The following is a 12183-nucleotide window of genomic DNA, read 5'->3' on the forward strand; positions in this document are numbered from 1 at the left end:
TTCTTATATAGTATATTAGATATAACAACAATATTCAAGGAAAATTTTAAAAACTTTTTGTTTTACATCAATCATATATCCACATTATTTTAATTACATTTCTTTATCATATCATTAATCCATATATTATATTTATAAATCAGTCATGGCAACAATGATACTTTCTATAATTATATAAACATATCAATTTCTTATAACATTCTGTGTTTTTATCAATACTTATTCGACAAATATAAATTGACTATTTTCATCCAAATAATCAACTTTATCTTTAGAACTCCCATAGAATATTAATTTCTTTTGATAAATTGTAAAATAAATATCTATATCTTTTTCATCATCATGTAAGATCAGTCGATGTCCATCAACTTTATAATCTCCTCGATACATGGTAGAACTGATAGTCGCAGGTGATAATTCAAAACAAGTTTCATCATCATTTTCTTTAAGTTCCAAAGTTGCCAGTACTGATATATCATCACCTTTATATATATAACTTCCTTGTTCAACATTTATATCAGCTTGTTGACAAGCTACTAAAACCACCAACATAAAAATACAACATAATTTTTTTAGCATAATTCATCTCCTTTTTATAAATTTGGGAGCTCATTTCTAAAATTATCTAAACCAAAGTGAGAGACTGCCAGTATATGGGCAATTATAAATCTTATAGCTTATTACCCTACTTGACACTATATATTAATATAACTCATATATCCCACTACACTGAAGAAAACTCTTTATTTTACTATAGAACACATATGTATAAATGTCAATAATTGTGATTTCAAGGTAATGCAAGACAAAAAATAGGATATTTCTATCCCATTAATCAAACCTATTCTAGTTAATCTTTGTAATAATATATCCTTCTTCACTAAATGTATCAATAATCTTTTGAATATGTGATTCACCATTTGTCTCACAAGTCACACGAAGTTCAACTTCACTAAAACGGGCAAAGTTTTTAAACTGGTTATGGTCAACGCCAATAACATTTGCATTACATTGTGATAAAACATGTGCAACATATTCTAACTGTCCTGGTTTATCTGGTAATTGAACAGAGAATGTAAAAATTCTTCCTCTCGCAATAAGGCCCTTATTAATCATTGATGAGATAGTCATCACATCAATATTTCCACCACTAATTAATGATACAACTTTTTTATTTTTTTCATTGAGTTTTTTTAAACCTGCTAATGATAAAATACCTGAATTTTCAGCGACTAATTTATGTTTTTCAACCAACAGCAAGAAAGCATCCATCAATTCATAATCAGAAACAGTAATAATTCCATCTACATATTCTTTAATGTAATCAAAAGTTAATTCACCAATTTGTTTAACTGCAGTTCCATCAGCAATTGTCACAGCTTCTTTTAAAGCAACTACTTGATCTTCATTAATAGCAGCTAAAGCACTTGCGGCTCCTTCTGGTTCCACACCAACAATTTTAATCGTTGGCTTAATTTGTTTGGCTGCACAGGCAATTCCAGAAATTAAACCACCGCCACCAACTGGAACAAGGATGATATCTGTATCTGGTAATTCCTCTAAGATTTCTAAAGCAATTGTTCCCTGCCCTTCAATAACATCCTCATCATTAAAAGGATGAACAAAAGTATAATCATATTCTTTTTGTAAATCACATGCTGCCTTATATGAATCATCATAAACTTCACCAGCTAAAACCACTTCTGCTCCATGTGACTGTGTCGCTTCAACTTTAATAAGTGGTGTATGTTTAGGCATAACAATTGTTGCTTTAACACCAAGCTTATTAGCAGCATATGCAACACCTTGAGCATGATTTCCAGCTGAAGAAGCAATTAATCCATGTTGTTTTGCTGAATCATCCATTTTGACTATTTTATTATAAGCACCTCTAATCTTAAAAGCCCCTGTTCTTTGAAGATTTTCTGGTTTTATATAAACTTCATTCTTACATTCTTTTGAAAAGGCATCACTATATATTAAGGGAGTTGGAATAATAACTTCATCGACTCTCTTTTTTGCTTCTTGAAACTGTTCTAATTTTAACATATTCTTCTCCTCCACATATTTTCCCCAATTATAGCACAAACATTTTATTATTTGAATTGATTTTTTTCATTATCATAAATATAATCTATTGTTTTTAGTTTTTCTACAATTTCTGACTTAGAAATATCTAAATCATCACATAGTCGTTCCAATGAATCATATTGATCTCTTAGTTTCATATTAATATAACTTAACAACATCGCTGGATCATTTGGTAACATTATACATCAATCCCTTCTATAACTTGTGAAAGTGTGTAGGCAATACCGTCATCATCATGAGATTTTGTAATCATATCCGCTCTTTCTTTGACACCATCAACAGCATTATCCATAGCCACACCTAATCCAGCATACTCTATCATACTCAAATCATTATATCCATCACCAAACGCAATGACTTCTTCCTGACGAATTCCCAATGTCTTAACTAATCTGTCTAATGAAGCTGCTTTATCGATTCCCTGCGCCATCACTTCAATAAAGAATGGAGCACTTCTATAAATACTCAATGTATCCCCAAATGGTGCTTTAAATTCTGCTTCAATATTACCCACATAATCTGGATCACCAGTTAATAAAACTTTATGTATTGGCTCTTCTAAACAATCAATAAATGAACTGACTTTCTTTTTTTCAATATCATTAATTTGTCCTTCAATGCATACATATTTATCATCAATATCTTCAGTCATAATCATATTATCTTTATATGTCATACAAGATAACTGATATTCTTTTGAGCGTTCATAAGCTCTCTTAGCCTCTTCAAGAGTAAGTGTCTGTTCATAAACTGTTTCTCCTGTTTTTACATCAACAACTCTAGCCCCATTAAAAGATAAAATATACCCTTCATACTTTTCTAATTCTAACTCTTTCGCCTCATGACGCAATCCTGGTGTTGGTCGACCTGATGCCAGCACAATTTTCATGCCTAATTCTTGTGCTTGTATTAATGCTTTTTTTGTCTTTGGCGTAATTTTATTCTTTGAATTTTTTAATGTACCATCTAGATCTAATGCTATTAATTTATATTTCATAATTCCCTCCATTTTTTATAATACTAAATGATTTTATATATTTTGTCTATCTTTTCTCAACTGGTATTGATATCTGTATAAGATACTTATAAATATCTTGGGATGTAAAATGATTATGAATCTCATATTCATACATATCACCAATCACTTGATAACCCTCTTTCTCAATAAAATCCAATAATTTACAAACAGATTCATGTATAGTATCATAGAATCCTTCATGAAGAATTGTGCCATATAAACCTTTAGGTTTCAACCAATAATTATCATCTTTACGTTTCTTTTCTATTCTAACATAATAACAATTTTCATTATAACTTCCCTTTAAATATTGATTTTTATAAACAATACTTCCAATTGGCAATTCCTCTGTCAAATGATTCTGATGACAATACTCCAAGTGTTCACTAATATAAGTCATCATTTCTTTATCAGTCATTTGTCGACCAGGTAAAGATATAGTCAACAGATGTTCTTCTTTACACTCTTCAAAAAAAGGTTCCATGTGTTTTGTCTTCATTCCATATTCAGTCATATGAATAGCTTGTTGAATACGGTATTGCATTCTTTGAATCTTCTTTTTTTCGTTTTCTAATTCCTGATTTTTTTCACTTAAAATATTCACAAAATTCTGACTGTTTCTTTCTTTCATAAAAAGTTGAATCTCTTTTAATGACATCTTTGCTTCTTGAAGAACTTTGATAAAATCATATTCAAAATATTGTTTAGATAAATAATAACGATAGCCATTTTCTTTAACAAGATCTGGTTTAAGCAATCCTAACTGATCATAATGAAAAAGTGTTTCTTTGGTTGTATGACATAGTTTTGCAAATTCACCAGTTGTATAGTATGTTTGATAATATTGAGACATTTTTATTTTCCTCCTTGACTATAGGGTAACACCATAGTTTATTATAGCATGGGAGGTGAATTTTATGAACAGAAAAAATATATTTGCAACCTTTATTAAGTACACAAGCTTAAGTATGCTTAGTATGATAGGCTTATCTTGTTATATACTAGCAGATACTTTATTTATAGCTAATGGTGTTGGTCCTTTAGGATTAACTGCATTGAATTTAGATTTACCTATCTATAATATTATATTCGGTTTAGGTACAATGTTAGGTGTGGGAGCAGCAACACGTTTTTCTATTTTAAAGAGTCAAGATAAACATCATGAAGCGAATCAATATTTTAGTCAATCTCTAATTGTTGGTCTCATTATTTCTATTCCTTTTATGATTATTGGAATCTTCTTTCCAGCAACTATAGTTCAATTATTAGGTGGAAATAGTGAAGTTCTGCCTATTGCGGTTGATTATTTGCGTACATTTATTATTTTTACACCTTTTTTTATACTCAATCAAATTATGGTAACATTTGTTAGAAATGATCATAATCCTAAACTTGCCAGTATTGCTATGTTAATGGGAACATTATTCAATATTATTTTTGATTATATTTTAGTATTTCCTTGTCAATTAGGTATGTTTGGTGCTGCTTTAGCAACTGGATTTTCACCTGTTGTTTCTTTATTGATTTGTATGTTCCATTTTGCTAAAAAGAGAAATAACTTTACTTTTGTAAAAACAAAACTCTATTATGAACATCTTTATCATTTTATAACTATTGGGATTCCATCATTTGTAACGGAATTATCAGGTGGCGTTATTATTTTTATTTTCAATATTGTTATTCTTAATATTGGTGGAAATATTGCAGTTGCAAGTTATGGAATTGTATGTAATCTTGCTTTGGTTGTAACATCTTTTTATACAGGTATAGCCCAAGGGATTCAGCCACTGCTAAGTCAATGTTATGGTCATCATCAAAATGAATTAATTCATACAATTACTCGTTACGCTATTGTTATGAGTTTAATTGTTTCTGGAATTGTCTATATTCTTATCTTTATGTTCCCAGAAAATATTATTTCTTTATTTAATAGTGAAAACAATATTGTCATGACAGAAATTGCTAAAAATGGCTTATTGTATTATTTTACTGGTTTCTTCTGTGTTGGTATTAATATGATTGCAGTTTCCTATTTTGCATCTGTTGAAAAAGTCAAACCATCTTTTTTAATATCTATTTTAAGAGGAGGGTTGTTAATTATACCTATTGTTTTAGTCACATCTCAGTTCTTCTCATTAACTGGTGTTTGGTTGGCTTTTCCTCTTACCGAACTCATTGTTTTATTTATTGCATTTCTACTGCATAACAAATATCATCTTATTCAAACACTATGATAATAAAAATAAGGGCGAAACATTAATTTTCGTCCTTTTCTAATGTGTTATATAATTGATAATGATTTCTACCTGTCTTCTTCACTTGATATAAAGCTTGATCAGCAAACTGATACAAATCATCAAAAGTATTGGCTTTTCTTGAAAAAGCAACTCCTAAACTTACTGTTACATCTATTTCTTTATCCTTACATATATGATGAGATACTACCTCTAACAATCGTTGACAATAAACCTCTACATACTCTATACTTTCAGGATATTTTAAACCTATAATGAACTCATCACCACCAACACGGCCAAGAATATCTGTAGATTTCGTTACTCGTGATAGAGTCATTGCTAATTCCTGAAGAACACGATCACCAAAATAATGACCATACTGATCATTAATAGATTTAAAATGATCAATATCTAAAATAATAAAAGCAAGCCTACCTTTATAATTCTTTTCTTCTTCTAAAAATTTATTAATGAGATCTCGACATGCTGCAGAATTATAGATTTTTGTCAAACTATCTCTTTGAGCAAGCTCACGCCATAATAATTGTTCTTCTTTTTGAGCTTGTATATCTGTTACTTTCCCTATGATATGAGTAGCTTGATTTTGATTATCATAAATTGGCTGCAACAATACATTCTGCCAACGTTTTTCACCATCTAAAAATTCTATATAACATTCTTCATTAAATGTTTGTAAAGTATTTAATACTGAACGAATTCTTTCACTTTCTCGATAACAATTTTTTAGATAATCCGGATATATTAAAACAGAACTCAATAAGAATGCACCACCTCCACTTAAGGTCAAGCAATCCTTAGCAATATTATATTCTAAAAAACAATCACCTGACAGTTCACTTATTTGTTGAAATCTTTCATATTCTCTACGAATTTTCTTATCATTTTTTAGCTTTGTATAATAACGCAAAGATAGATAGAGTCCAAGAAGCACCAATCCAAAGAGTATAAACTCTACTGGATTTTCCTGAATATAATCAATTAATGATAAGTCTTCTTTTACGTATGTAGCATTTTTAAATACAATATCTTGTATTTGTAATGCTGTTACACTATCTATTCCCTTGTTAATAATATTGGTCAATTGCGATGAAACGTCATTTCTAATTGCTATACTTGTTTTTTGACTATAATTCTTTTCCTGTGGAATCATATTAATATTATCATATTTTGATGATGTATTGTAAAACATGGCTGTGTGACTATTTAAGTAAGTATAATCCGCTTTTCCACTTTCAACCGCATCCAAACATGCAAGTGGATTATCAAAATACTTCACTTTTCCTTCATAGTCATTCGTAACGCTAATACCCTTCGGCAAAGCAATTGTGTGATTATATATATCTGTAGCTTCTATGTTTTTAACTAAGACAAGCTCAACGCTTGACTCTAAAAAAGAACGTGATAATGTATATTTTTCTTCTTGTGAATGATAAGGAGATGCAATCCCCCCTAATAACATATAATCCCCTTCAGATACCCATTTCCGATATTCATCATATGATTCCGTATATACATACTTAAATTGTATGCCAGCTAACTTACCAATACTATCAAGTACATCTACTGTAATACCTGAGATATCTCCTTGACCATTCATCGATTGGAATGGTGCCTTTCCACCTAAGAACGCAACTTCAATAACTGGATTCTCTTGAATAAATGCTTTCTCACTATCAGTTAAACTAAACTCGTTATTTCTTAAAGAAAAATATTCATCATGTAACTCACTCATTAAAGTTGGTTGTTCTTTATTAAGTTTCGTCATAGCATCATTAAGTTCAGAAATAAGATGAGAATTCCCTTTTGTTGTGGCTAAATAAAATGGTCTTGGAGAATAGGTTGCAACAACCCTATAGTTTCCTTTTAATGCAGATTGTTCCGAAACTGAAATACTATCAACATCGCCCTTTTCTAAAGCTTGATTCATCTTTTCAAATGAATCATAACAAACTTGTTCAATAACAATTCCATTTGTTTCTCCAAACTTATCTAAACTAGGATTCTTTTTATTTGATGATGATAAAACACCCACTTTTAGATTTTTCATAGAATAAATATTTGTCTCATTAATATTGGCATTATTGGCTGATACATATAATGCCATATTTCCCATACCATAGTTGGTTGAAGTATAATCATATATAGATGCTAAACTCTCATCATATATTATGGCCCCCATAAGATCTAATTCACCATTTTTAACCTTTTCTAGTGCAGCTACAAGTTGATCATTTACATCTCCTTCTAAAGTTACAAATTCAAATTCAAAATCTGTAAAACGTTCAAGTTCTTTTAAATAATCATATGTATATCCAGAAAACACCCCATTCTCTGAAATTTCAGTTAGACCATCTTGAATAGGATATGCTACCTTTACTTTTGTTTTTGCAGAGAGCGGAACAATACATGTTATTATCATAATGAATAAAGTTAAAATTGTAACTAATTTCTTCATCTATTCGTCCCTCCTCATCTTATTTATACAAATCTTCCTTTTTTGATACAATATATTCTTATAATACTCACAATAGATTATTAATGTCAATGATTACTGCCTCGTTTCAAAAAAAGAAAATATAAAAAAAGAATACTATTCATAATTAAATAATATCCTTATTTTCAAGCAAATTCTCTAGTGTATTTAAAAATTTATTTTTGATCTCCAAAGTTCTCTTAGAGGGTCCCTTAAGATGTTTTTGAGCACGCCTTTGCTTTGCTGAAATATATCGTGACATTAACAACTGATCAATATTATCAATATTTATTATCATTCCAGAAACATGTATAACCTTCACTTGTTTTCCTAATAATAAACTCGCTAATCCATAATCCTGAGTAACAACCAAATCATATGGTCGAGCCTGATTAATAATCTGCATATCTACACTATCACGTCCAACTTCGCAATGAACAACATGATAATAATCATCTTCTAATAGATGAGCATAATCCGCAAAAACAATCATCTCTATACCATATTTTTGTGCTAAATTTTTCACTTCTTCCTTATTAGGACAAGCATCTCCATCAATTAAAAGTCTCATATTAATTTCAAAACAAGCAAAATAACAATGCTTAGTATGCCTCCAATAAAGCCTCCAAGATGACCAGTTTTTGATATGCGTGGATTAAATAATGTATAGAGTAAATTGATGAAGATAACAGTTAAAAACTGTTCCAATAAATTCATATATATCCCACCAACTAAAAAACCTAATGCACAAATCGCACCAAAGAAACCATAAACAATCCCACTTGCACCAATAGTCACTGTCCAGTCATATCGACTAGATATCTCAGCTGCACTATAACACATCAGCGAACTTAACAACATAGATACAACTACAAGTATAAGATAACTTCCAGTCCCTAATATATATTCAAAGAATTTTCCCAATTCATAAATAGCATATGCATTCATTAGAAAATGCAAGAAATCAATATGAATAAAATGACAAGTCATAAAACGCCAATATTCTTTTCTCTCTCTAACATTTGGTGGATAAAATGCACCTAACCTCAATGCACAATCCATTTTATCTCCTTGCTGAACAAAATTTATATAAATAAATACGCCTGCACAAATAATTAAAATTATATTAGTCACTATCATCTTTGACAACTGTTACCTTTCTAACTTTTTTACCAACATTACCAGCATTATCTTTAACTGTATAAACAATCTGGTAATCTCCTGGCTCTTCACTATTAACTGTTCCTTCAACAATGATACGAGATGTAATATCTCCTTCAAGATCATCAATAGCTGTAATGCCTTTTAATAAATCAATCTTTTCACCAACTTTAATTGTTATATCTTTAACACCATTAATTTCAGGTAAAACCTTATTTGCTTCAACAACAATCTTTACTCTTAAAGCTGAAGATTGATTTCCATGTTCATCTTCAACAACTATCTTTTCAATATATGAACCTTCAACATTATAAGATTTTGACTTCGATTTCTGCTTCGACTTCTCATCATAGAAATAAACTTCTGTTTGAGAACGATCTTCTATATTTTTAATTAAACTTTCTGCTTTAATGGTCTGTCCTAATTGGATATTCCATTGCACTTTTTTTAATTGTACCTTTGGTTTTACAGTATCAACAACTAATATCTCAAAAGTTTGCTTTTCTCCAAAGTATTCAATAGTTCCTTGATATTTTCCAACCTCTGTAGATACATGTGATAAATCTAACTTCACACTTTCCAAAACAGAGGGATTCGCATCAACATAATCAACAACATTTGTAGAAATTTCCTCACCATATTGATACGTAAAACTATTCCTTCTTAACTTAATTGGTGAAATTGTCAATGCTAAATAGATCAACAAGACATCTACCAAAATAAAACCAGATAAGATAGAAATTATAATCTTATTTTGCATTGCGTACACCTCCGATAATTATTATATCATACAAATGTGAAATTCCTGTGTCATATTATCACATTTATAATGTTGTTTGTCAAAAAGATATCATAAATAAAGTGCAACATAAAACAAATAACCTTTTATATTATTTGTAGTCAAAAAGAAAGAACCAGAAGTTTACCTGATTCTTCAACTAATGTATTATCTCATAAGTAATTGTCTTTCCTAGTGGTGTCTTAAACGAATATATAATTTTATATTCTGCATTTATATCATATGTCTCTTCAACATGAATCAATTCTGTTATCGTTTTTGACGTCACTTTCTCAGTATGAATCAACTGATTATTCTTATAAACTTCAACTTTCTGATCTTGACGCAGTTGATCTATTATCTCGAATTCCTCCATGGCAGAAGTTTCCTGATAGATATGCATGCATGTTTCAAATTGTATATCATCTCCTAAATATCCTATCCCATCTTCTGAATTTATATAACATAAATCAATGAAAAAACTTTTATTATCCTGATTAGAAAACTGAGGATTTATTTTTAAGCCATATAGATATTCTTCAATAGGAAATGCAATATCTGTAACGTTTATTGTTTGTTCACCAATGATAAACGTTATACTTTTTATATCTCTTGCTGCTATTTCTTTATTAAACATAAACTGAGGATCAGAAGAATCACTAGATATATTTTCAAAAATTTCTAATGTCTCTGTCGTATTATTATCATAATGAATAATCATTCGTTTATCTGATTCTTCATATCTTGTACCAATAAGTGATAAAAATCCTTCAAAACGAATCTTTTGTTGTTGATAACTTGTAATTCCTACATTGATGTTTAATCCACGTATGACTTGACTCTTTGAGATCTGATATGTCATATTATTCACTTTCTCAACTTCAGGTAATGATGATGTTTCATAAGTGATATTTCCTAATGATGTCAATAAAGGACATATGACAAAAACCATTAATAAGATAAGAACAATTGAAGTCACAATAACTAACAATCTATGATTCTTACGATGCGTTCTAAGGATTTCCTCTTGTTGATGTATGATTATATCTTCGCTTCCATTTTCTATAATATTTTGATTATCAATATTCACTTCATTTTCTCTAACCAATTCATCAACAGTTATTTCAAAGATATTAGCAAGAATCAGTAATGTTTTTACATCCGGTTCATTATTATCTGATTCCCATCTTGATATAGCCTGTCTAGAAACCATTAATTTTTCAGCTAATTCCTCTTGAGTTAATTGTTTTCTTTTACGATAATATTGAATTCTTTTTCCTAATGTCATACTTTTCTCCCCTCTCTCTTTTAATATAAGATATTCCCCATCTTCTCACTACCATCAATTCGTAGAATTGATGATACGTATCGTTGCTTATCATAATTATACAGTAAAAATAAAAAATATTAAAAATAATTCAATTTATTTGTCACATAACACATAAAAGACTGTCTAATAAAAGAGAAGAAAAATAGAATAGAGACATAATTAATACAGTCATAAAAGGAGGGATATATTATGGCAAGAATTCCAAAGGTTAAAGAACTCATCAATACAAGACTAGCTAGTACATATGGTGGTTGGATATACTGTGATTATTGTGGTCAAAATATTGGTTATTTATGTTATGTGACTTATGACCATTTTACCTTTGATTATAAGTGTAAATGTGGTCATCATGGACATATGCATATTGCTTTTCAAGATAGTAACTATATAAAAACTTCTCAAGATAAATTCATTATTATTAAAAATAGATTATGTTGCCCACACGATCATTCACCATTACTTACTATTTTTTCAGAAAAGTTAGAAGATTATAAATTTGAGATTGTGTGTGTAGAATGTAAAAGAAAATATCAGGAGGAAAAAGTGTAATGATGGAAATTTTATTAACTTGTATAATCGGAATTGTTGTAGGAGCAATTGATGTTTTACCTATGATCAAAATGAGATTAGATAAATATTCAATTATATCTGCTTATGTTTTTTATTTCATACTTCCATTTGTAATATTTAATATTGATTTATATGGAATAACTTGGTGGTTAAAAGGTAGTATTGTAGGTTTCGCATTAGCCTTACCAACTATTATTATAGTAGCAAAAGAGGATAAGAAATCAACACCTCCAATGATCATAATGTCAATTGTTTTAGGCACACTCATTGGGATGATTCAATATTTTCTTCTTTAAGAATAGTCATGTTATGACTATTTTTTAGGTCAAAAGATTTCTTTGTCTCTATCATCAATCCATTAGAAATGATGCCAAGGCATTCGTAACCCTAAAACAGATCATATTGATTCATTAATTATAGCTCAATATAGTATTGATTTATGGTATCGTACAAAGCAGCAGATTGACAGAACTCAAGAGCGTCAGGAACTCCTTCTATTAGGAA

The 12183-nt window shown here is 29.5% G+C and carries 13 protein-coding genes; 3 read left to right on the top strand and 10 right to left on the bottom strand.

Going from position 1 to position 12183, the window contains the following annotated elements; genetic code table 11:
- Positions 1–219: 219 nt before the first annotated feature.
- From GQF29_RS06960 to GQF29_RS06980, 5 genes are all read right to left on the bottom strand, one after another.
- Complete coding sequence (locus tag GQF29_RS06960; protein WP_008789248.1) at positions 220–579, bottom strand: hypothetical protein; 360 nt, start codon at positions 577–579, stop codon at positions 220–222.
- 267 nt (positions 580–846) lie between these two features.
- On the bottom strand, positions 847–2049 hold the full coding sequence (gene ilvA / locus GQF29_RS06965; protein WP_017144053.1) for a threonine ammonia-lyase: 1203 nt from the start codon (positions 2047–2049) through the stop codon (positions 847–849).
- 47 nt (positions 2050–2096) lie between these two features.
- A complete protein-coding gene (locus tag GQF29_RS06970) occupies positions 2097–2270 on the bottom strand; it encodes a DUF4250 domain-containing protein (RefSeq protein WP_008789245.1) in 174 nt (57 codons plus the stop codon).
- Positions 2270–3088, bottom strand: coding sequence for a Cof-type HAD-IIB family hydrolase (locus GQF29_RS06975; protein ID WP_008789244.1), 819 nt, complete (start codon positions 3086–3088; stop codon positions 2270–2272). The genes GQF29_RS06970 and GQF29_RS06975 overlap by 1 nt, the downstream gene beginning before the upstream one ends.
- 46 nt (positions 3089–3134) lie before the next feature.
- On the bottom strand, positions 3135–3962 hold the full coding sequence (locus GQF29_RS06980) for a MerR family transcriptional regulator (protein ID WP_008789243.1): 828 nt from the start codon (positions 3960–3962) through the stop codon (positions 3135–3137).
- 64 nt (positions 3963–4026) lie between these two features.
- Here GQF29_RS06980 and GQF29_RS06985 point away from each other — a divergent pair, with 64 nt between their 5' ends.
- Complete coding sequence (locus tag GQF29_RS06985; RefSeq protein ID WP_008789242.1) at positions 4027–5343, top strand: MATE family efflux transporter; 1317 nt, start codon at positions 4027–4029, stop codon at positions 5341–5343.
- A 22-nt stretch (positions 5344–5365) separates the two neighbouring features.
- Here GQF29_RS06985 and GQF29_RS06990 read toward each other — a convergent pair whose 3' ends face one another.
- The 5 genes from GQF29_RS06990 to GQF29_RS07010 all read right to left on the bottom strand — a co-directional run bounded on the left by GQF29_RS06990 (position 5366) and on the right by GQF29_RS07010 (position 11067).
- Entirely contained in the window at positions 5366–7822 is a 2457-nt protein-coding gene (locus GQF29_RS06990; RefSeq protein ID WP_008789241.1) for a GGDEF domain-containing protein, read from the bottom strand.
- Between the two features lie 145 nt (positions 7823–7967).
- Positions 7968–8411, bottom strand: a complete 444-nt coding sequence (locus GQF29_RS06995) for a YaiI/YqxD family protein (RefSeq protein WP_008789240.1) — start codon at positions 8409–8411, stop codon at positions 7968–7970.
- On the bottom strand, positions 8408–8902 hold the full coding sequence (locus GQF29_RS07000) for a rhomboid family intramembrane serine protease (protein WP_017144052.1): 495 nt from the start codon (positions 8900–8902) through the stop codon (positions 8408–8410). The genes GQF29_RS06995 and GQF29_RS07000 overlap by 4 nt, the downstream gene beginning before the upstream one ends.
- A gap of 64 nt (positions 8903–8966) precedes the next feature.
- Positions 8967–9761 (bottom strand): immunoglobulin-like domain-containing protein, encoded by a 795-nt coding sequence (locus tag GQF29_RS07005; RefSeq protein ID WP_008789238.1) that lies wholly within the window; start codon positions 9759–9761, stop codon positions 8967–8969.
- A 178-nt stretch (positions 9762–9939) separates the two neighbouring features.
- Positions 9940–11067, bottom strand: coding sequence for a helix-turn-helix domain-containing protein (locus GQF29_RS07010; RefSeq protein WP_008789237.1), 1128 nt, complete (start codon positions 11065–11067; stop codon positions 9940–9942).
- A gap of 231 nt (positions 11068–11298) precedes the next feature.
- Here GQF29_RS07010 and GQF29_RS07015 point away from each other — a divergent pair, with 231 nt between their 5' ends.
- Together GQF29_RS07015 and GQF29_RS07020 are read left to right on the top strand one after the other, a co-directional pair.
- Positions 11299–11658, top strand: a complete 360-nt coding sequence (locus GQF29_RS07015; RefSeq protein ID WP_008789236.1) for a hypothetical protein — start codon at positions 11299–11301, stop codon at positions 11656–11658.
- Positions 11658–11975 (top strand): hypothetical protein, encoded by a 318-nt coding sequence (locus GQF29_RS07020; RefSeq protein ID WP_008789235.1) that lies wholly within the window; start codon positions 11658–11660, stop codon positions 11973–11975. The genes GQF29_RS07015 and GQF29_RS07020 overlap by 1 nt, the downstream gene beginning before the upstream one ends.
- Positions 11976–12183 lie beyond the last annotated feature (208 nt).

The sequence above is a fragment of the Coprobacillus cateniformis genome (assembly GCF_009767585.1).
Taxonomy (GTDB): domain Bacteria; phylum Bacillota_I; class Bacilli_A; order Erysipelotrichales; family Coprobacillaceae; genus Coprobacillus; species Coprobacillus cateniformis.